The 19638-nt window shown below is 64.8% G+C and carries 18 protein-coding genes, 1 tRNA gene and 1 pseudogene; 14 read left to right on the top strand and 6 right to left on the bottom strand.

Annotated features, from left to right (window positions below; all coding sequences use genetic code 11):
* Window positions 1–21: 21 nt before the first annotated feature.
* Window positions 22–522 (bottom strand): peptide deformylase, encoded by a 501-nt coding sequence (locus NR187_RS13650; protein WP_256806734.1) that lies wholly within the window; start codon window positions 520–522, stop codon window positions 22–24.
* Between the two features lie 78 nt (window positions 523–600).
* On the opposite strand from NR187_RS13650, the gene NR187_RS13645 reads away from it, so the two are divergent.
* Both NR187_RS13645 and NR187_RS13640 read left to right on the top strand, forming a co-directional pair.
* Window positions 601–1185 (top strand): TetR/AcrR family transcriptional regulator, encoded by a 585-nt coding sequence (locus NR187_RS13645; RefSeq protein WP_256806920.1) that lies wholly within the window; start codon window positions 601–603, stop codon window positions 1183–1185.
* 164 nt (window positions 1186–1349) lie between these two features.
* A pseudogene (locus NR187_RS13640) lies at window positions 1350–1643 on the top strand (DUF308 domain-containing protein); the annotation flags it as partial.
* 47 nt (window positions 1644–1690) lie between these two features.
* On the opposite strand, the gene NR187_RS13635 reads toward NR187_RS13640, so the two are convergent.
* Entirely contained in the window at window positions 1691–2152 is a 462-nt protein-coding gene (locus NR187_RS13635) for a cupin domain-containing protein (RefSeq protein WP_256806730.1), read from the bottom strand.
* A gap of 186 nt (window positions 2153–2338) precedes the next feature.
* Here NR187_RS13635 and NR187_RS13630 point away from each other — a divergent pair, with 186 nt between their 5' ends.
* The gene (locus tag NR187_RS13630) at window positions 2339–3559 is read left to right on the top strand and encodes an MFS transporter (protein ID WP_256806728.1); all 1221 of its coding nucleotides are present in this window, start codon (window positions 2339–2341) and stop codon (window positions 3557–3559) included.
* 191 nt (window positions 3560–3750) lie between these two features.
* On the opposite strand, the gene NR187_RS13625 is transcribed toward NR187_RS13630, so the two are convergent.
* The 3 genes from NR187_RS13625 to NR187_RS13615 form a co-directional block, all read right to left on the bottom strand.
* Window positions 3751–4623, bottom strand: coding sequence for a helix-turn-helix domain-containing GNAT family N-acetyltransferase (locus NR187_RS13625; protein ID WP_211383502.1), 873 nt, complete (start codon window positions 4621–4623; stop codon window positions 3751–3753).
* A 47-nt stretch (window positions 4624–4670) separates the two neighbouring features.
* Entirely contained in the window at window positions 4671–5081 is a 411-nt protein-coding gene (locus NR187_RS13620) for a cupin domain-containing protein (RefSeq protein WP_211383503.1), read from the bottom strand.
* 78 nt (window positions 5082–5159) lie between these two features.
* Window positions 5160–5561 (bottom strand): Ohr family peroxiredoxin, encoded by a 402-nt coding sequence (locus NR187_RS13615; protein WP_211383504.1) that lies wholly within the window; start codon window positions 5559–5561, stop codon window positions 5160–5162.
* A 103-nt stretch (window positions 5562–5664) separates the two neighbouring features.
* Between NR187_RS13615 and NR187_RS13610 the strand changes: the two genes are divergently transcribed.
* Window positions 5665–6165 (top strand): MarR family winged helix-turn-helix transcriptional regulator, encoded by a 501-nt coding sequence (locus NR187_RS13610; RefSeq protein ID WP_306235450.1) that lies wholly within the window; start codon window positions 5665–5667, stop codon window positions 6163–6165.
* 31 nt (window positions 6166–6196) lie between these two features.
* Here NR187_RS13610 and NR187_RS13605 read toward each other — a convergent pair whose 3' ends face one another.
* Window positions 6197–6550, bottom strand: a complete 354-nt coding sequence (locus NR187_RS13605; RefSeq protein WP_211383506.1) for an MmcQ/YjbR family DNA-binding protein — start codon at window positions 6548–6550, stop codon at window positions 6197–6199.
* A 310-nt stretch (window positions 6551–6860) separates the two neighbouring features.
* Between NR187_RS13605 and NR187_RS13600 the strand changes: the two genes are divergently transcribed.
* The 10 genes from NR187_RS13600 to NR187_RS13555 all read left to right on the top strand — a co-directional run bounded on the left by NR187_RS13600 (window position 6861) and on the right by NR187_RS13555 (window position 19637).
* Window positions 6861–7484 (top strand): PadR family transcriptional regulator, encoded by a 624-nt coding sequence (locus NR187_RS13600; protein WP_256806723.1) that lies wholly within the window; start codon window positions 6861–6863, stop codon window positions 7482–7484.
* 977 nt (window positions 7485–8461) lie between these two features.
* On the top strand, window positions 8462–9625 hold the full coding sequence (locus tag NR187_RS13595) for a PspA/IM30 family protein (protein ID WP_256806721.1): 1164 nt from the start codon (window positions 8462–8464) through the stop codon (window positions 9623–9625).
* 10 nt (window positions 9626–9635) lie between these two features.
* Window positions 9636–10295 carry an OB-fold-containig protein gene (locus NR187_RS13590; RefSeq protein WP_256806719.1) on the top strand — a complete coding sequence of 220 codons (660 nt, stop codon included), beginning with the start codon at window positions 9636–9638 and terminating at the stop codon, window positions 10293–10295.
* 23 nt (window positions 10296–10318) lie between these two features.
* Complete coding sequence (locus NR187_RS13585; protein WP_256806718.1) at window positions 10319–12016, top strand: flotillin family protein; 1698 nt, start codon at window positions 10319–10321, stop codon at window positions 12014–12016.
* Between the two features lie 144 nt (window positions 12017–12160).
* A complete protein-coding gene (locus tag NR187_RS13580) occupies window positions 12161–12529 on the top strand; it encodes a hypothetical protein (RefSeq protein ID WP_211387329.1) in 369 nt (122 codons plus the stop codon).
* Between the two features lie 134 nt (window positions 12530–12663).
* A tRNA-Asn gene (locus NR187_RS13575) sits at window positions 12664–12738 on the top strand.
* A gap of 531 nt (window positions 12739–13269) precedes the next feature.
* The gene (locus tag NR187_RS13570) at window positions 13270–13932 is read left to right on the top strand and encodes a protein-L-isoaspartate O-methyltransferase (protein ID WP_256806716.1); all 663 of its coding nucleotides are present in this window, start codon (window positions 13270–13272) and stop codon (window positions 13930–13932) included.
* 216 nt (window positions 13933–14148) lie between these two features.
* Window positions 14149–15540: a TolC family outer membrane protein gene (locus NR187_RS13565; RefSeq protein ID WP_211387333.1), complete on the top strand. Its 1392-nt coding sequence runs from the start codon at window positions 14149–14151 to the stop codon at window positions 15538–15540.
* A 305-nt stretch (window positions 15541–15845) separates the two neighbouring features.
* Window positions 15846–16622, top strand: coding sequence for a PopZ family protein (locus NR187_RS13560; protein WP_211387326.1), 777 nt, complete (start codon window positions 15846–15848; stop codon window positions 16620–16622).
* Between the two features lie 138 nt (window positions 16623–16760).
* Window positions 16761–19637, top strand: coding sequence for a valine--tRNA ligase (locus NR187_RS13555; protein WP_256806714.1), 2877 nt, complete (start codon window positions 16761–16763; stop codon window positions 19635–19637).
* Window position 19638: the final 1 nt, after the last annotated feature.

Here is a 19638-nt window from a genome sequence, read left to right as displayed (position 1 = left end):
TCTCCGTAGATTGAATGGAATCTAGCTCCCCCGCGACATCTTCTCGAACCGCTTCACCAGCCGCTCCCGCCTCAGCCGCGACAACCGCTGGATCCAGAACATCCCGTCGAGCTGGTCGATCTCGTGCTGGTGGCAGACCGCGCGCAGGCCGTCCGACTCCTCGCTTTGCACCTTGCCGTCGAGATCCCGATAGCTGATCCGCACCCGCGCGTGGCGCTGCACCTCGTCGTTGACGCCGGGCATCGAGACGCTGCCTTCGCGGTGCATGATCAACTCGGGCGAGGCCCACGCGATCTCCGGATTGACGTAGGTCTGCGCACCCTCCTTGTCGTCGAGCTCGAGCACGACGACGCGCAGGGGCACACCGACATGCGGCGCCGTGATGCCGATGCCGGGTGCGGCGCGCATCGTCTCGATCAGGTCGTTTGCAAGCTCGCGCAAGGCATCGTCGAATGCGGTGACGGGGCGGGCCGGCATCGCGAGCCGGCGGTCGGGATAGCGCACGATCGGGCGAATGGTCATGAGAGGCTCCTACCACTCACGGATGGTTGAAGCATCCCATTCTTGACGCTCTACCAACTGGAAGGTAGTCAATCCGACATGAGCAACGCCACCTCGACCGCCGACGATATTCTGGCCTGCGCGCGCACACTGATCATCGCGGGCGGCTACAACGGCTTCAGCTACGCCGACGTGGCTGAAGTGGTCGGCATCCGCAAACCGAGCATCCATCACCATTTCGCCAGCAAGGTCGACCTGGTCCGCACCCTCGTGTCGCGCTACCGCGAGGAAGCGCAGGCGGGGCTGTCCACGCTCGAGCGCAATATCCCTGATCCGCGCGAGCAGCTCAAAAACTATGTCGGGTATTGGGAGGCGTGCATCACGGACGCGACGGCTCCGTTCTGCGTATGCGCGCTGCTGGCCAGCGAGCTTCCGATCCTGCCCGAGGAAGTGGCGCTTGAAGTTCGGGCTCATTTTCGCACGCTCGCCTCGTGGCTGAATTTGGTGATGGAGCGCGGCAAGCGGAAGGGGCGGCTTCAGCTCTCCGGCACGGCCCGGGTCGAGGCAGAGGGATTCATGGCGACCGTTCACGGCGCAATGCTGTCGGCTCGTGCCTATGGCGATCCAAAAATGTTCGGTGTGATCACCGGGCCGCTGCTGGATCGGCTGTCCGCCAGGCACTGAGAGACATCCGCGAAACGATAACATGAGCGCGCGGGCAAGCCCGGGGACGAAGACGGCTGCGCGCAAAAACTACCAACTAGTAGGTAAAGGAGAGAATGCAGTGGTGCACTATCAGTTGGATCTGGTTCGTGCCGATCGCGAGCGATGGCTGAAGCAATACTACTCAGGCGGGCATGAACTGGGTGCTCGGAATCTTCGGGGCATGGGCGATCCTGTCCGGACTGCTCCAGTTGGCGACGGCCATCCGCCGCTGGAGGAGTTTTGGCGCGCAATGGGCCATGGTGCTCAGCGGTGGCCAATCAGCGCTGGCAGGCGGCTTCTTCATCTTTCAGGCCACGCTGCCCACGGTTCCGTCGATCGCGAATGTTGCGGGATATGCCGGCGTCGGTGCGCTCTACTTCGGGGTCTCGGCGATCTGGCTCACGGTCGGCAAGTGGCGGCGTAACGCAGCGATATGAAGCACTGCCACGTGAAACCCTGCCACGTGAAACCTCACCACGGCGGCTCACGCGTCCGGGTAGGGCGTGCCGTCCTTGTGCACGAACCGGCCGTCGGAATTGGCGCTCTTCATGTCGATGTCGGAGCAGGTGGTGAGATCGTCGGCCGAGCGCGAGCCGACCTCGAGATAGAGGGCAACCGCATGCGAGCGGTTGATCATGTGGTGGCCGTTGCCGCTGCCCTTCGCGAAGGCGGCGCAGTCGCCGGCGCGGAGCACCGTCTCGCATTCGTCCTCGATCAGCGTCACTTCGCCCTCGAGAACATAGACGAACTCGACCTCATGCGAATGCCAGTGCCGCTGGCTCGACCAGTTGCCCGGCGGCAGGCGCATCAAATTGACGCCGAAATCGGACAAGCCTCCGGCCTTGCCAAGCCGCTGCCGGACCCGATCGGCGCAAGGTGCATCGAAGGGCGCGGGATAGCCGGAGCCCTTGCGGGCGGGTACGGCAGCAAGGTCGATTTTCGGCATGTGGGCTTCCCCTGAAGTCTTTCGTTTGAAGTTATTGGGCGAAAGCCGGGCGCTCCAGAGGAGCAGTCGTGGGAACAATGCGCTGTCGACGGTCGCGACCGCGCGCGAAATAAAGTACCGTTGCCGTGTCGGCCCCCGCCGTTCCCATTCGTCTTCCACCCAGACAGACCTGACGGGGAGACCAAAATGTTACGTGCCAACTATCGCTGGGTGATCGTCGCCGCCGGCGGCTTGCTCGGCTGCGTCGCGATCGGCGGCATGTTTTCGCTGCCGGTGTTCCTGCAGCCGATCGCGACGGACACCGGCTGGTCGGTGACCGGCATCTCCAGCGCGATGACGATCGGCTTTCTGGCGATGGCGTTCACCAGCATGGCCTGGGGCACGCTGACCGACCGGTTCGGGCCGCTGCCGGTGGTGCTGACGGGATCGACGGTCCTGTCCCTCAGCCTGTTCGCGGCCAGCCATGCGACCTCGCTGCTCGCGTTCCAGTTCGTCTTCGGCCTCCTGGTCGGCGCCTCCTGCGCGGCGATCTTCGCGCCGATGATGGCGACGGTCACCGGCTGGTTCGACACCCATCGCGGCCTCGCCGTGTCGCTGGTCTCGGCCGGCATGGGCATGGCGCCGATGACGATGGCGCCGCTCGCGGCCTGGCTCGTCTCCGGTCATGACTGGCGCACCTCGATGCAGATCGTGGCGCTGGTGGTCGGCGCCATCATGATCCCGGTGTCGTTCCTGGTGCGACGCCCGCCCGCGCTCGAGCACGCCGTGGCCGCGCCTGCGGGCGAGGGCGCGCCGCAGACCGAAATGTCGATGGCGGAGGCGCTGGGCTCGCCGCAATTCATGATCTTGCTGGCCACCAATTTCTTCTGCTGCGCCACCCATTCGGGCCCGATCATCCACACCGTCAGCTATGCCGTGAGCTGTGGCATCCCGCTGATCGCCGCGGTCACGATCTACAGCATCGAGGGTTTTGCCGGCATGGGCGGGCGCATCGCCTTCGGCCTGATGGGTGACCGCTTCGGTGCCAAGCGCGTGCTGGTCTCCGGGCTCCTGTTGCAGGCGTTCGGCGCGCTCGGTTATGTGTTCGCGCACCAGCTCGCGACGTTCTACGCGGTCGGCGCCGTCTTCGGCTTCATCTATGCCGGCACCATGCCGCTCTACGCGGTGCTGGTGCGTGAAAACTTTCCGCTCAGGATGATGGGTACGGTGATCGGCGGCACCGCGATGGCCGGAAGCCTCGGCATGGCCACCGGTCCGCTCGCCGGCGGCCTGATCTACGACGCCTTCTCCAGCTACGCCTGGCTCTACATCGCCTCTTGGGCGATGGGCCTCGGCGCTTTCCTGATGGCGGTGAATTTCAGGCCGTTCGCGAAGCCGCAAGCGGAGGTGGCGCCGGCGGCGGCGTGAGGGGTCTCGTCGAGGCGCAGCGTTAGAGTTGCGCCTCGATCGCGGCCTTTTCGACGACCGAGTGCCGGCCAGTCCTGCCGGTTCAGACAGCCGATGCAGTCGCGGAAGATGTCAGCGAGGTCGGATCTGGTCACGGCGACGCTCCTGCGGCGTGGCGCTGCTGACGCGGCAGGCCGGGAGTCGCTGCGCCTTCACAACCGTTTTTCGAAGAACAGGTCCGGGTAGGGGTCGTCGTTGAAGCGAGGAATTTCGCTCCAGCCCGTGGTGCGGTAGAGCTGGCCGGCTTCGGTAAGCGCGCTGTTGGTGTCGAGCCGCAACAGCTTGATGCCGAGCTGGCGCGCAGCATTCTCGGCCGCGTCCATCAGGCGCCGGCCGAGCCGCAATCCGCGCGCGGCGGGAGCGACCCAGAGACGCTTGATCTCGGCATAGCCGTGATCGGTGCCCTTCAGCCCGACGCAGCCGATCGGCAGCGTGTCCGACATCGCGACGACGAAGGTGCCGCGCGGCCGGCGCATGTCCTTGGCATCAGGGTCGCGCGACAGCGAGACGTCAAAGCCCTGCTTGAAGCGGCGGCCGAGCTCCGCATAATACTCGCCGAGGCAATAGCGGGCCGCTTCGCACCCCGGATCCATCTCGTCCAGCGTGACGCGCTCGCGCGTCAGCGCGGAGGCGATCATGTCCATCGCCGCCAGCAGCGCCTCGCGCTGCGAATGCTGCGCGACAAAGCCCTCGGCCTGCGCGTTCGACAATGCCTCATAGGCGTTGAACTCGCGCCGGCCGGCGCGTGTCAGCCTTGCGACGCGGCGACGGGCGTCGTCGTCATGTGCCGTCGTCTCGATCAGGCCTTCATCCTCGAGAGAGCGCAGCAGGCGGCTCATCAGACCGGAATCGAGACCGAGATAGTCGCGGATATCGGCCACGTCCGAACGCCCGTGCCCGATCGCATTGAGCACGCGCGCCGCCCCGAGCGGACGGCCACGCCCGAGGAACGAGGTATCGAGCGCGCCGACGGCAGACGTCACGGCACGGTTGAAGCGGCGAACACGGGAGACAGGATCAAGCATATATCTGACTTTAGTCAGATATCGTCTTCAGTCAATTGGGGTGTTGTTCACTTCAGCGTCAGCAGCGGCTTGTCCTTCTCGACGATGTAGGTCGCAAGCTCGCTCGCGGTGTCCTGGCCGACGTTCCTGGCCGCATGCACCGTTCCGGCCGGGATGAACAGCACGTCGCCGGCCTTCAGCGTCACCGGCGGCTTGCCTTCGACGTCGTATTCGATCGCGCCCGCGAGCACGTAGATGATCTCTTCGCCCGGATGGGTGTGCCGGCCGAACGCAACCCCGGGGGCGAGGTCGACGCGCACCTGCACGGCCTCGCTCCCGGGCGCGCTGAGATCGTGGCGCTGGAGGTCGGTACGCGTGACGCCGGCCGGCTGCGCGGCCGTGGGCAGGGTGAGAAGATTGACGGCGAGCACGGCGGCGCTGGCGAGAATACGCACGGCCGGCAAAAGACGATAGCCCATGGTCGGCTCCCGAAGTTCACGGAATTGATTGCGCCGCGCGGGCCCGGCCGATCTTCGGCCGGCCCGCGTCGTGGCGTTTCAAGCAAGGGTGGTGGTCACCTCGATGTTACGGTGCACCGCCTTGGAATAGGGGCAGATGCCGTGCGCGGCTTCGATCAGCTCTTGCGCGACGGCGCGATCGACGCCCGGGACGCTGACGTCGAGGCGGGCACGCAGGAAGAATGCGCCGCCGGCGTTGTTCAGGTCGATCGTGGTGTCGACCGACGGCTCGCTCGGCAGCTTGACCTTGCGCTGGGCGGCGGCAAGGCCGAGTGCGCCGAGGTAGCAGGCCGACCAGGCGGCGGCGAACAGGTTTTCGGCAGCGGGATGTGGCTGGGCCAGCTTGATGTCGAGAGTGCCGTCGCTCGCGTGCGCGGCGCCGTCGGCGCCGGAGGTGACGTGGGTCTTGCCGGTGAAGAGAAGCTTTGCAGCGGTGGTCATGGCGGATCCTTTCGGGTTGTATTTAGATCGTATCCGATTTAATCGGATGCGCGTTGAAATAAACTCCTTGGCCCCGCTGGTCAAGCTCTTCCGATTTAATCGGATGCGATTTATATCATGTGCCGGATCACGAATTGCGGAGGTTCCCGTGTCCCGTCCCGCCAAAGCTGCCGGCAAAGGCCGGAAACTGTCGAACTTCCTGTGCTTCGCCGTGTACTCGGCCAATCTCGCCTTCGGCCGCGCCTACAAGCCGCTCTTGGACAAGGTCGGTCTGACCTACACCCAGTACATCGCCATGGTGGCGCTGTCGGACGAGGACGAGCAGACGGTCAGCGCGCTCGGCGAGAAGCTGTTCCTGGAATCCAACACGCTGACGCCCATCCTCAAGAAGCTCGAGCAGATGGGCTACATCCGCCGTCGCCGCGATCCTGACGACGAGCGGCAGGTGCTGGTGAGCCTGACGCCTGCAGGGCGCAAGCTGATCGAGCAGGATCTCGGGGGGGCTGTGATCGAGGCGACCGGGCTCGGCGACGAATTTCCAGCCGTGCAGAAGACGGTCAGCAGATTGCGCGACAATCTGCTGCGCAACACCAAGCCTCGATAGGCCGGGTCTTGAAGCGTACCGACGCTCGCGCTCAGCCGAGTCCCAGCGCCTTGCGCGATTTGCGCGTCAGCCTCGCCACGATCAGCGCGTGGGCCTGCGCGAGATAGGCCGTGAGCTCGGCGTCTGACAGCGCGTTGTTGCTCACGAGCTGCACCCATTTGGCGCGCGCAAGATACGGCGCAGGCCGCGCCAGACCGTGCTCGATCAGCATGGCATAGGCCATGTTCGAGACCTTGAACATGTAGCCGCCGGAGCTTGCGGCAAAGCCGCCGCCGAGCGCGAACATCTTGCCGCCGACCTTGAACACGGAGGTGCCTTCCCATTGCACCACCTTGGTGACGGATGGCAGGCGCAGACAGCGGGTTTCGAAAGCCTTGGGCGTCATGCGATCGCAAGCGAGAGTTGGGACATCGGCAGGCCGGCATGGCACATGCGGCCGCCAACCAGGGAATGACATGCCACGTCGCCAGTTTCGATCAAGACCTGGCGCGCCGTGCGGTGTTTTCAACCGTGTCACCGACATACTCCAGCTCGAAGCAGGGGGTTCCCCTCAGCGAAGCCGCCGAGTGACCTGACGCCCGGCGGCATCACTCCCTGCGGGAACAGCGCCATGGTGTCCGATCACAGGTTTGTGGGTTGCGGCGGCATCATCGCAAATTATATCGTAAGATATGTTTTACATAAGGACTTACGAAATGCACCGCGGACGAGACCACAAGGACTTCCATTTCGGGCATTTCGCCCATTTCGCCATGGGCAGACACGGCGGACGGCATCGCTTCGGTCGCGGCGGCCATGGCTTCTTCGGGCGCGGCGGCGACGATTTTCCGGGTGCGCGGCGGCTGTCGTCGCAGGACCTTCAGCTCGTGATCCTGGCGCTGCTCGCCGAAAACCCGGCGCACGGCTATGAGCTGATCAAGATCATCGAGGAGCGGTCCGACGGCTTCTATACGCCGAGTCCGGGGGTGATCTATCCGGCGCTGACCTATCTCGAAGAGGTGGGCCATGCGCGCGTCGAGCAGGATGGCGGCCGCAAGCTCTACAGCATCACGCCCCAGGGCGAGGCTCATCTCGCCGAGCACCGTTCGACTGCGGACACGATCCTTCAGGCGCTGTCGCGGATCGGCCGCCGGATGGACGAGGTGCGCGAGGCCTTTGCCGGCGTCGGCGATCTCGATGGCGGTGCCTCGGACGAATTGCACCAGGCCCGCCATGGCCTCAAGCGCGCCCTGCGCGCCAAGCAGGGCTGCGATTCCGCCGAGGCGCGCCGCATTGCCGGAATTCTGGACCGTGCTGCGGCGGAAATCCTCGGCAAGTGAGATTTCGTCGCGATCGAAATAACAAGCCCTTGCGTTGCCCGACGGGCAAAACACGCCATCGATAGGTCGATGCCGGCCCGCAAAAATATTCCACTTTACCGAAATTCGGCTTTGGCGTATTCCTGCGCCACCTCATCCCCAGTCAGAGGGGCGTATCGCGATCGTCACGAAACGCGGGATGGGTTGTGGCGGACGCTGGCAGCACCGGCGCGAAGGGCATCGCAGGGCGGCAAAACCGTGAGCGACAGCGGCGCGCAACGACCGGTGCGGTTCGCGTACGGCAAAACCGTGTCGTCCTGACGCCCGTGGTCTGTGCGTCAAGTCCTGCGGTGATGCAGCGGCCCAACCGGGCGCGCGCATCAGCGATCCGCAAGGCGACGGGGGCAATAGTGCATCGCTCCCCGGGGAGAGCACGGCATAAGCCGTCAAACCGCTGCGCAGGGAAGGCCGTGTGTTGGGCTTCACCTGTATGCCGCTGTGCAGAATCTTGTAGCGCAACCTTCGCACAGTGGACCGTGGGTGCCAGCCGGCACCCGGCCTTCCCTGCGCCCTCTGACATCCTGGGGGCGAAGCCATGAAGCAAAGCTCGGGCGAGACACGCCGCGAGGACGCGAAGCCGTATCTGCGAGTTGAGATGCGAGTTGACGGAGAAAGCTGTTGCGTCAAACGCAGTCATTGCGAGCGCGGTGAAGCAATCCAGAATCCCTCCAAGGAAAGACTCTCGATTGCTTCGTCGCAAGAGCTCCTTGCAATGACGTGGAGAGAGCGGTGCCTCGCAATTCAGTGTCGTGCGATCGGCCGCACATTTACCTCAAATTGCAACCCGCGCGTGCAAGAAGTCTTGATCGGCGGTGATCTAAGAGGTGATGGAGCGCGTTGAACGGCGGCGCCGGGCGCCGCGACTAATCCACGAGTGCATCAGGATCAGTGGAACGTGATCAGGTCGTCCCTTCCTAAAGCACCAAAATGGTGCTTTAGTGCTTTTCATGAGCCCATCGCCCCGAAACGCGCCCTCCGCGCTGCGTTACAGGCTTGCCCCTGACCCGGCCACCAAGGCCGCGCTGGAGGCGACGTTCAGGGCTTATGACCGCATGATGGAGATCCTGGATGAGGTCGCGCGGAACCACAATGTGGGCTCCAACGTCGTGCTGCTTCACGCCCATGCCTATGACCCGATCCGCAAACAGACCGCGCTGCCCTCACGGCTGGTGACGCTGGGTCTGCGCGACCGCGCCGATTATCGCGCAGCGGGGGGCCGCCGGCTGCCGCTCGACGACAAGCTGGCCAAGATCAAGGGTCCCGCCACCATTTCGATTGCGACCGTGCAGGGGCGCTTCAGCGTGCCGTTCGACTATGTCGGCTACGCCGAAGGCTGGGGGCAGAGCGTGCCCGCGCACCTCATCCGCACCGACGACGGTTTCGAGGTTCACTACGGCGTCACGCCGAACAGCCTGCCAGAGGAGGAGAATGCCATGGATACCATTGCTGCCGCCCCCGACAACTTCCTGTCCCGGGTCGGGCGCCTGATCGCCGGGATCGCCTATGACGCGATCGAGCAGGCGGAAGGCAAGAACAAGCTTGGGGTGGTCGGACAGGCCATCCGCGAGATCGAGCGCGCCGAAAGCGAGGCGCGCGATGCGCTCGCCGCAGCCCGCGCCGAGGAGTACCGCCTCAACGCCCGCCGCACCGAGATCGAGCGCGAGATGACCGATCTTGCTCCCAAGATCGAGGGCGCGATCGCTGACAGTCGCGACGATCTCGCGCGTGCCGGCATCGCGCGACAGATGGATCTGGAGGCGCAGTTCGAGGTGCTCTCCCGCGCCATCGACGAGAACAACGAGAAGATCGAGAGTAGCATCACATCGCTGCGTGCCGTGCTGTCGGCGCTCCAGGATGCCGAGCAGCGCCGCGCCGATCTTGCAAAGAGCGAGGCGGCCGCGAGCCAGCAGGATTCCACGTCACCACGGAAGCCCGGCGGAGCTTCTGCAGCGGCGAAAGCGCTGCGTGCGGGCAGGGCAGTGGCCCGGGCCACCGGCGTTCCCGCGGCCATCCCGTTCTCAAGCGACATCGACGAGCTCAGCACGTTGCATCGCGACAAGGAGATTGCAGCGAGGCTGGCGCGGTTGAAGTCGCGCTCCTGAGTACTGTGTCATGAGCGCTCTGCTCGAACACGTCATGTCGCCGGAGGTCAGGCCGTTCGCGATCGCGGCGGCCATGATCCTCATCGTCGGCTCGATCGAGGTGGTCTCGATGCTTGTCGGGGCCTCCTTGAGCGAGATCCTCGGCACCAACATCGATTTCGGTCACCCCAGCGACAATGGCGTCATCAACGCCATTTCCTGGATCAATGTCGGCGGCGTGCCGCTGCTGATCTTTCTGCTGCTGCTGCTCGGCGTCTTCTCCATCACCGGCTTCCTGATCCAGGACATCGCGCGGATGGTGGCGGGGCCCTTGCCGGTGACGCTGGCCTCGGTCGGAGCGGTGGTCGTCTCGGTTCCGCTGGTCCGCGCAGCGAGCAGGACCATCGCGCGGGTCATTCCCAAGGATGAAAGCTACGCGGTCGGCCTCGGCGATCTCGTCGGCCGCGTTGGTGAGGTCGTCATCGGCCCGCTGGATCAGGGGCCGCCCGGCCGCGTCAGCGTCGCCGACGTCCACGGCAACCGCCATTTCGTCTGGGCGGTCGCCGCGCCGGCGTCATCGCCTCTGCCGCAGGGAACCATGGTTCTCCTGGTCGATCGCGCCGGCACCCGCTTCGTGGCGGTGAAGGCCGAGGATGAACTCAAACCGTCCAAACCTACTCTAAGCAGCTAGCAAGTCATTTATTGGAGAAAGTCATGTTCGACATCGCAGTCCCGGCCGTGATCGGCGTCGCGCTGATCGTCGTCCTCGGGATCGTCTTCACCATTCTCTACAAGCGCGCCACGCGTGACGAGGCGTTCGTGCGCACCGGCCTCGGCGGCAAGAAAGTCGTGCTCGACGGCGGCGCCATGATCCTGCCGATCTTCCACTCCTACGCCAGCGTCAATCTGAAGACGCTGCGGCTGACCGTCGAGCGCAAGGAACGGGAATCCCTGATCACCAAGGATCGCCTGCGCGTAGACATCGTCGCCGAGTTCTACGTGCGCGTCCGCCCCGACGATGAGAGCATTGCGCTCGCGAGCCAGACGCTGGGCGCGCTGACGAATGATGCCGAAGCGCTGCGTAACCAGGTCGAGGCAAAATTCGTCGACGGCCTGCGTTCAGTGGCGGCCACCATGAGCATTCTGGAACTGCAGGAAAAGCGCAGCGATTTCGTCAAGCACGTGCAGGCGACCGTGGAGTCGGACGTAAAATCCAACGGGCTCGAGCTTGAATCGGTGTCGCTGACCAAGCTCGACCAGACCGATGTGAAGTTCTTCAATCCGGAGAACTTCTTCGACGCCGAAGGTCTGACCCAGCTGAAAACCGTCACCGAGACGCGCCGGCGCGACCGCAACTCGATCGTGCGCGACAACGAGGTGGCGATCGCACAAAAGGACCTCGAGGCGCGCCAGCAGACCCTCACCATCGAGCGCACCAAGAAAGAGGCCGAGCTCTCCCAGGAGCGCGACATCGCCAACAAGACCGCGAGCACCCGCGCGGAAGTCGCGACGGCGACGCAAACCGCCCGTTTGACCGAGGAGAATGCCCGCATCGATACCGACCGCGCCGTGGCCGAGAAGGAGGCAGGCGCCAAGCAGGTCAAGGAAACCGCCGTCATCGAGTCGGATCTGGCGATCAACAAGCGCAAGACCGACGCGCAGCGCGAGATCCAGATCGCCACCCAGGAGAACGAGATCCAGATCGCTTCCAAGAGCAAGCAGACCTCGGAGGCCGTCGCCGAAGCCAAGACGGCCGAGGCGATCGCCGTCTCCGCGGAGGAAAAGGTCGTGACCGCGCGGGCCGTCGAGGTCGCCGACCGCGCGCGTCTCACCCAGGTGCTCGCCGCGCGCACCGAGGCCGAGCGCAAGTCGACTGAGGTGATCGTGGCGGCCGAAGCCGAGAAGAAGGCGGCGCTGGACCGCGCCGAGGCCACCAAGACGCTGGCCACCGCCGAAGCCGAGTCCAACAAGATCAAGGCGGTCGGCGTCAGGAATATCGGTGAGGCCGAGGCCGCCATCATCACGCTCAAGAACGAGGCGCAGAACAAGCTCGGCGCCAATGTCATCGACTTCGAGCTTGCCAAGAGGCGGATCGAGACGATGCCCTCGGCGCTGGCCGAGATGGTCAGGCCGATCGGTAACCTCAAGGACGTCCGGATCCTGCACACCGGCGGTGCGTTCGGCGGCAATGGTAGCGGCACCGGCGGCAATGTCGGTTTCGGCGAAGGGCTCGCCGGCGAGCTCCTCAAGGTGCACGCGCTGCGTCCGATGATCGACGAGATCCTGCGCCAGAGCGGCTTTGCGCCGGGCGATGATCCCGTGCAGGCGCTGGTCGGCGCCGTGACGGGGAAGAGCAATGGTGCAGCGGTGCCGGCGCCTGCAACGGAGAAGCCAGGCACCGCCGACCTATGAATGCCGGTTCATTGCTGCGGAGAATTCGAATCGATAAGAACGGGCTCCGGATGAATCTCGTGAGGCAACGCCATTTTGTTGCCGCGGCGCCTGCGCCGATCGACGTCAGGCGCCGAAAGCCCGTTTCGATCGGGGAATTCTCACATGAAGTATTTTCTGTCGGGATTGTTTGCCCTCGCTCTGTCGATGGCTACCGCGCCGTCGTTCGCAGCCGATGCCCGCAACGTCTCCGTCATCAACGAGACCGGCTACGCCATCAAATTCCTTGGCTTCAACGCGCCGGACGATGGCCTGGACGAATGGGACAATGAGCTCGAGAAGGTTTTGCAGAACCAGGCGAGCACCTATGTCGAGTTCGATGAGGACGACGAGGGCTGCGTCTGGAACCTCCGCGTCGACTGGCAGAACTATGACGAGACCGTGCTGTGGAAGAACGTCAACCTCTGCAAGTTCACCGCGCTGCGGCTGCGCTACGACCCCGGCACCAAGACCACTTCGTTCGTAGCCGAGTAACCTGGCCTGACGTCGTCGGAGGAGGGACCTTGAGGCCCTTTCTCGACGCAATGTGCAAGATGGCGAATTGGTCCTTTGCAAGCGCAAGCGGCTTTGTTATACGCAGCCGCGCGCGAACGACGGGTTCGCCCTTTTCCTCGGTAGCTCAGCGGTAGAGCATCCGACTGTTAATCGGATGGTCGCTGGTTCGAATCCAGCCCGGGGAGCCAAATTCAATCGCATTTTCAGTGGTTTGCGGTCGCGTCCTGATGTGACGCGCGATCTCCTGCGCTAATCCCTCAGGTCCGGCGGCCCGCATGCCGTACAGAATCGCGTTCAAGCAGAAGTGTGCGCGCGGGCGCCCTCGCGCCGCCAGCGCGGCGCCAAATCGACTCAATTCAAATCGAGCTTCGCAAGCGGCGGATTTTTACGGAGCTGATTCCCCATGCCAGACATCAAGGCCGACCGTTCCCAAATGGCCCCCTCGTTCAGCCGGCAGACGTCCCCGAGCTCAGCGACGATGAATGCCTCGCCTGTCTTGCGCGCGCGGTCGAGACCCACGATTCGGCTCGGCTGGATGAAGTCGCCGCACTGATCGGCCGCCTCGCGGTCACGATCGAATAAGCATCTCGCCCTCGACCTGGAGAGAAGCGGAAGGCACGATCCTCGGGGCCAACGGCCATGTTGCGTTTTCGCCGGGCATGTTCCAAAGATGCCGCCAACTTTGGTCCGCGGCATTGTCCGCCTTGCAGGGTTCGCTAATGTCCGGTTTCTCGACCGCGCGCCTCAAAATGGTCGATGGCCAGGTGCGTACCAATGACGTCACCGACCGTCGTGTTCTCGACGCCATGCTCTCGGTTCCACGCGAGGCCTTCGTGCCGGCCAGCAGGCAGGCATTGGCCTATCTCGACCTCGATCTCGACGTGAGCGAAAGCGGCGCCAAGCGCTTCCTGATCAAGCCGCAACTGACCGGCAAGCTGCTTCAGGCTGCCGAGATCGGCGAGGGCGACAACGTGCTGGTGGTCGGCTGCGCCACGGGCTACCTCGCCGCGCTGGCTGCAAAGATCGCGCGCCAGGTCACCGCGACGGAATGTGATTCGGCTTTGGCCGCGAAGGCCAGGGACGCCTTCGCTGGTCTCGGGCTCGCCAATGTCACCTGCAAGGCCGCAGCCTGCACCGACGGCGATCCCTCTGCCGCTCCGTATGACGTGATCGTCCTCAACGGTGCCACCGAGGTGACGCCGGGAGGGCTGCTTGGCCAGCTCAAGGAAGGCGGGCGGCTGGTGGGGGTGTCTGCCGAATCAAGGCCGCCGCGGGCCATGATCGTGACCCATACCCACGGTGAATTCGGCCATCGGGCGTTGTTCGATGCCGCAGCCCCGGTCCTTCCCGGGCTGGAACGCGCCGCCGCCTTCGTCTTCTGACGGCCCTTTGCGGCGCTTTGGCCCGTTAAAATCCCGTTCTGAATCAGAAGTGTGGCCGGGATGCTGCACGTAAAGAGTTTCGACCGAGAACCACCCTCAGGTAGTTCCGTCGCGCTTGACCGCGTCCTATGTTGCGACGGGGCAACGACTCCACTCGGATACGGTAACCAGGCTCGCGGGCACGAACCTGGCGTTAGAATGAACGGAATTTCACGGATGCATGGGGTGAAGCTCTTCACCGGAGCTGCGGTTTCGGTCCTGCTCACGGCGCTGGCTGGGCCCGCGCCTGCCTTGGCGGACACGATCGAGGCCGCATTGGTGCGCGCCTATCAGAACAATCCGCAGCTCAACGCGCAGCGTGCCCAGGTGCGCTCGACGGACGAAAACGTGCCGCAGGCCTTGTCGGGCTATCGCCCAAAGGTCAACATGACCCTCAGCAGCGGGTCTCAATATCAGGATATCCAACAGACGCAGAAGGGCCTGCCGATCCACAGCTCCGATCCCCTTCAGCCCAACAGCGCCAGCCTGACCATCAACCAGACACTTTATAACGGCAATCAGACTGCCAACCGGACGCGCGCGGCGGAGAGCCAGGTCTCGGGGTCCCGCGAGGCGTTGCGCGTGCTTGAGCAGACGGTCCTGCTGCAGGCTGCCACGACCTATATGGACTACCTGCGCGACTCGGCAACTCTCGAAGTTCAGCGCAGCAACGTGCGCGTGCTCGAACAGACGCTCAAGCAAACGCGCGATCGCTTCAACGTCGGCGAGGTGACGCGTACAGACGTCGCGCAATCCGAAGCGCAGCTGGCTGCCGGCAGGACCCAGGCGCTGACGGCAGAATCAAATCTCACGACGACGCGCGCGAACTTCCGCCGGATCATCGGGAACGAGCCGACGAACCTCGCTCCGGGCTCGCCGGTCGATCGCTTCCTGCCCTCGACGCTCGCCTCCGCGGTAAATCTCGGCCTGGTGGAGAATCCCAGCGTTACGGCTTCGATGTTCGGCATCGACGTCAACTATCTCCAGGTCAAGATCAACGAAGGCGCGCTGCTGCCGACGGTCTCTCTCCAGGCTGGCATCACCCAGTCATACCAGCAGACCCTGACGGTCTTCCGAACGACGACCGCTTCAGCTATCGCGACAGCCTCCGTGCCGATCTATCAGGGCGGTGCCGAATATGCGCTCATCCGCCAGTCGAAAGAGAACCTGGCGCAGCAGCGACTGAACCTTGAAACCACCCGCGATCAGGCCCGCGCCAACGTCGTGCAGACCTGGGGCCAGCTGGAAGCCGGCAAGGCGCAGGTGCAGTCCGCGCAGGCGCAGGTCACGGCCTCCGAGATCGCGCTGAACGGCGTCCGCGAAGAAGCCAAGGCCGGCCAGCGCACCACGCTCGACGTGCTCAACGCGCAACAGGCCCTGGTCAACGCGCGCGTCGCGCTCGTCACCGCCCAGCATGACCGCGTGGTGGCGTCCTATTCGGTGCTCAACGCGGTCGGTCGCCTGGCGCCGCAGGTGCTGGGTCTTGCGACCACTGTCTACGATCCCAGCGTGCACTACCAGCAGGTCCGCGACAGCTGGGCCGGCGTGCGCATTCCTGACGGGCGCTAAAGTCCCGTAGTCATCCGGTCGGCCTCGCGAACAGCCGATGCCGACCGGCGCTTTGCTTGCAATCGTCAAAATCCCTGACATAGCCTTGCCAAGAAGGTGCAGGTCGATTCGCCCTGCATCCGATGCCGTGTGCGTAAAGCTTGAGTGCCGAGGGCAGGGGCGCACCGCTGCACGTTGAGCCGTCATCTGGGGACAAGTCGGGCTGCCACGACGAAAATGTCGGGCCACCGATCCGGAACCGGCCAATCCTGTCGTGCTTGGTGTAAAACAACGCATGCGAGGGCGTTGATGATGTGGAGTCGGAGATGACGCAGCCTGCAAAGGTCACAGAACCCTCAATGGAGGAGATTCTGGCCTCGATCCGGCGCATCATTGCCGACGATGAGGCCAAGCCGCCGCCGGCCGAGGTCGCGAAGCCGGAGAAGGCCGCAGCCCCCGCCGCGCCGCCGAAGCCGCAGGCGATGAACGATATTCCGCCGTCCAAGGTCGCACCGGCCAAACCGGCTGCCGAGAAGCCCGCACCGCCTCCGGCCGCCAAGCCGTCACCACCGCCGCCACCCGCACCTGCGGCGGATGCGTCCAACAATCAGGACGATATCGACGCGCTGCTGGCGGGGCTCGACGCGGCCACGCCCGCGCCCGAGGTCCGTACCCCCGAGCCGGAGCCCGAACCTGAGCCCGAGCCCGACGTGCTCGAATTGACCGACGAAATGGCGATGGACCCGACGCCACCTCCGCCGCCGCCGAGCTTCCGCAAGGTCGAGCCGCGCGACGATCTCGAATTCGCCGAATCGCCGCCGCCGCGTCCGCCGCCGTCGCCGTCCTACACAGCCGTGGACTTCGATGCGCCGCCGGTGCCGCCCCAGCAGCCGATCCTGGCGCAGTCGACGGTCTCGGCGGTCGAATCCGCCTTCAATTCCCTGGCCCACACGGTGCTCAGCAGCAATGCGCGCACGCTGGAGGATCTGGTCAAGGAGATGCTGCGTCCGATGTTGAAATCCTGGCTCGACGACAACCTGCCGGGCCTCGTAGAGCGCATCGTCAAGGCCGAAATCGAGCGGGTCTCGCGCGGCGGCAGGTAGACCGGGCCGTCGAGCCCTCATAAAGCCCCGCTTGCGCGTCATATTCGGCCTCCCGACCGGCCGGAAAGCCCTGTTCCCGCCTGGCTTTCCGTTGACCTTTTCGTTGACTTGCCCCCCGCGCGCGGCTTTCTAGCCCCCATGATCGAGAAAAATTACCAGCCCGCCGATATCGAAGCCCGCATGTCCGTCGTGTGGGAGGACAGCCTTGCCTTCAAGGCCGGCCGCCCCGACCGCCGCGACGCAGTGCCCTTTACCATCGTCATCCCGCCGCCGAACGTGACGGGCTCGCTGCACATGGGGCACGCCCTCAACAACACGCTCCAGGACATCCTGTGCCGCTTCGAGCGCATGCGCGGCCGCGATGTGCTGTGGCAGCCCGGCACCGACCATGCCGGCATCGCTACCCAGATGGTGGTCGAGCGGCAGCTGATGGAGCGCCAGCAGCCCGGCCGCCGCGAGATGGGCCGCGAGAAATTCCTGGAACGGGTCTGGCAGTGGAAGGCCGAGAGCGGCGACACCATCATCAACCAGCTCAAGCGCCTCGGCGCCTCCTGTGACTGGTCACGCGAGCGCTTCACCATGGACGAGGGCCTGTCAAAGGCCGTCATCAAGGTGTTCGTCGAGCTGCACCGCGACGGCCTGATCTACAAGGACAAGCGGCTGGTGAATTGGGACACCAAGCTCTTGACCGCGATCTCCGATCTCGAAGTGCAGCAGACCGAGGTCAAGGGCAGCCTCTGGTATCTGCGCTATCCGATCGAGGGCAAGACTTTCAGCCCCGAGGATCCCACGAGCTTCATCGTCGTCGCCACGACGCGCCCCGAGACCATGCTCGGCGATACCGGCGTTGCCGTGCATCCGGAGGATGAGCGCTATCTGAAGCTGGTCGGCAAAAACGTGATCCTGCCGCTGGTCGGCCGCAAGATTGCGATCGTCGCAGACGACTATTCCGATCCGGAAAAGGGCTCGGGCGCGGTCAAGATCACGCCGGCGCACGACTTCAACGATTTCGAGGTCGGCAATCGCCACGGCCTGGGCCGCATCAGCGTGATCGACCGGGAAGGTTGTCTCGATCTCGTCGACAACGAGGATTATCTGCGCGACCTGCCCGAAGGCGCCGCGCAGTTCGCCGAGGAATTCAACAAGCTAGACCGCTTCGCCGCGCGCAAGCGCATCGTGGAGCGGCTGGACTCGTTCGGTTTCATCGAGCGGATCGAGCCGCACACCCACATGGTACCGCATGGCGACCGGTCGGGCACGGTGATCGAGCCGTATTTGACCGATCAGTGGTACGTCGACGCCAAGACGCTGGCCAAGCCCGCGATCGCGGCGGTGCGATCGGGCGAAACCGCCTTCGTGCCGAAGAACTGGGAAAAAACCTACTTCGAGTGGATGGAGAACATCCAGCCCTGGTGCATCTCGCGTCAGCTCTGGTGGGGCCACCAGATCCCCGCCTGGTACGGCCCTGACGGCAAGGTGTTCGTCGCCGAGACCGAGGAGGAGGCCGTCAGCCACGCGCTCGGCTATTACGTCGAGCAGGAGGTCATCACGGCGGAGCAGGGGCGCGAGATGGCGCTCGACCGCAACAAGCGCGAGGGCTTCATCACGCGCGACGAGGACGTGCTCGACACCTGGTTCTCCTCGGCGCTGTGGCCGTTCTCTACGCTCGGCTGGCCTGAAGAGGCGCCCGAAGTGCAGCGTTACTACCCGACCAATGCGCTGGTGACCGGCTTCGACATCATCTTCTTCTGGGTCGCCCGCATGATGATGATGGGCCTGCACTTCATGAAGGAGGTGCCGTTCTCGACGATCTACATCCACGCCCTCGTCCGCGACGAGAAGGGCGCCAAGATGTCGAAGTCGAAAGGCAACGTGATCGATCCGCTCAACCTGATCGACGAATATGGCGCGGACGCGCTGCGCTTCACGCTGGCCGCGATGGCGGCGCAGGGCCGCGACATCAAGCTCGCGACCAGCCGGGTCGAGGGCTATCGCAATTTCGCGACGAAGCTCTGGAATGCGTCGCGCTTCGCCGAGATGAACCATTGCGCCGTGCCCGAGGGGTTCGAGCCGGCGAAGGTGAAGGAGACGCTGAACCGCTGGATCGCGCATGAGAGCGCGCACACCACGCGCGAGGTGACCGAGGCGATCGAGGCCTATCGCTTCAACGATGCCGCAGGCAGCATCTACCGCTTCGTCTGGAACGTCTATTGCGACTGGTATGTCGAGCTCGCCAAGCCGGTGCTGCTCGGTCCGGACAGCCCTGCCAAGGCCGAGACCCGCGCCATGGTCGCCTGGGCGCGCGACGAGATCCTGAAGCTGCTGCATCCCTTCATGCCCTTCATCACCGAGGAGCTTTGGGAGGTGACGGCCAAACGCGACGGTCTGCTCGCGTTGGCGCAATGGCCGCTGAAGCCGGCAGCACCGACGCCGGAGCAGCTTGCGATGCTCGCTGCGACGACCGGACCGGCCGACGCGCTCGTCTCGCCGGCCTGGGTGCTTCCGATCTTCGACCATGCCGATTTCACCGATCCCGCGGCCGAGGCCGAGATCGGCTGGGTGATCGACCTCGTCACGCAGATCCGCTCGGTGCGCGCCGAGATGAACATCCCGCCGGCAACGCTAACGGCGCTGGTGCTCGCGGGCGCTTCGGCCGGGACCAGGGAGCGCGCGCCGCGCTGGAGCGACGTCATCAAGCGCATGGCCCGGCTCTCCGGCATCTCCTTCGCCGACCGTGCGCCCGATGGCGCAGTCCAGCTGCTGGTGCGCGGCGAGGTGGCCGCGCTGCCGCTGAAGGGCGTGATTGACGTCGTCGCCGAGCGCACGCGCCTCGACAAGGAGATCGGCAAGGCCGACGCCGACATCAAGCGCGCCGAGTCCAAACTGGCGAACGAGAAATTCGTCGCCAACGCGGCCGAGGAGGTCGTCGAGGAGGAGCGCGAAAAGCGTGAGGCCGCGCTCGCCCGCAAGGCCAAGCTGCTCGAGGCGCTGGAACGGCTCAAGCAGGCGTCCTGAG

This window comes from Bradyrhizobium sp. Bra64, from assembly GCF_024519875.1.
Taxonomy (GTDB): Bacteria; Pseudomonadota; Alphaproteobacteria; order Rhizobiales; family Xanthobacteraceae; genus Bradyrhizobium; species Bradyrhizobium japonicum_G.
The sequence above is the reverse complement of the archived record's forward strand: the minus strand, read 5'-3'. Positions and strand labels throughout refer to the sequence as shown.

Coding starts and splice junctions, on each gene's coding strand:
- NR187_RS13630 (WP_256806728.1), top strand. CDS start 2,339: ATGTTACGTGCCAACTATCGCTGGGTGATCGTCGCCGCCGGCGGCTTG.
- NR187_RS13610 (WP_306235450.1), top strand. CDS start 5,665: ATGCGATTTATATCATGTGCCGGATCACGAATTGCGGAGGTTCCCGTG.
- NR187_RS13650 (WP_256806734.1), bottom strand. CDS start 522: ATGACCATTCGCCCGATCGTGCGCTATCCCGACCGCCGGCTCGCGATG.
- NR187_RS13600 (WP_256806723.1), top strand. CDS start 6,861: ATGCACCGCGGACGAGACCACAAGGACTTCCATTTCGGGCATTTCGCC.
- NR187_RS13635 (WP_256806730.1), bottom strand. CDS start 2,152: ATGCCGAAAATCGACCTTGCTGCCGTACCCGCCCGCAAGGGCTCCGGC.
- NR187_RS13565 (WP_211387333.1), top strand. CDS start 14,149: ATGCATGGGGTGAAGCTCTTCACCGGAGCTGCGGTTTCGGTCCTGCTC.
- NR187_RS13585 (WP_256806718.1), top strand. CDS start 10,319: ATGTTCGACATCGCAGTCCCGGCCGTGATCGGCGTCGCGCTGATCGTC.
- NR187_RS13580 (WP_211387329.1), top strand. CDS start 12,161: ATGAAGTATTTTCTGTCGGGATTGTTTGCCCTCGCTCTGTCGATGGCT.
- NR187_RS13570 (WP_256806716.1), top strand. CDS start 13,270: ATGTCCGGTTTCTCGACCGCGCGCCTCAAAATGGTCGATGGCCAGGTG.
- NR187_RS13590 (WP_256806719.1), top strand. CDS start 9,636: ATGAGCGCTCTGCTCGAACACGTCATGTCGCCGGAGGTCAGGCCGTTC.
- NR187_RS13605 (WP_211383506.1), bottom strand. CDS start 6,550: ATGACGCCCAAGGCTTTCGAAACCCGCTGTCTGCGCCTGCCATCCGTC.
- NR187_RS13555 (WP_256806714.1), top strand. CDS start 16,761: ATGATCGAGAAAAATTACCAGCCCGCCGATATCGAAGCCCGCATGTCC.
- NR187_RS13645 (WP_256806920.1), top strand. CDS start 601: ATGAGCAACGCCACCTCGACCGCCGACGATATTCTGGCCTGCGCGCGC.
- NR187_RS13620 (WP_211383503.1), bottom strand. CDS start 5,081: ATGGGCTATCGTCTTTTGCCGGCCGTGCGTATTCTCGCCAGCGCCGCC.
- NR187_RS13615 (WP_211383504.1), bottom strand. CDS start 5,561: ATGACCACCGCTGCAAAGCTTCTCTTCACCGGCAAGACCCACGTCACC.
- NR187_RS13560 (WP_211387326.1), top strand. CDS start 15,846: ATGACGCAGCCTGCAAAGGTCACAGAACCCTCAATGGAGGAGATTCTG.
- NR187_RS13625 (WP_211383502.1), bottom strand. CDS start 4,623: ATGCTTGATCCTGTCTCCCGTGTTCGCCGCTTCAACCGTGCCGTGACG.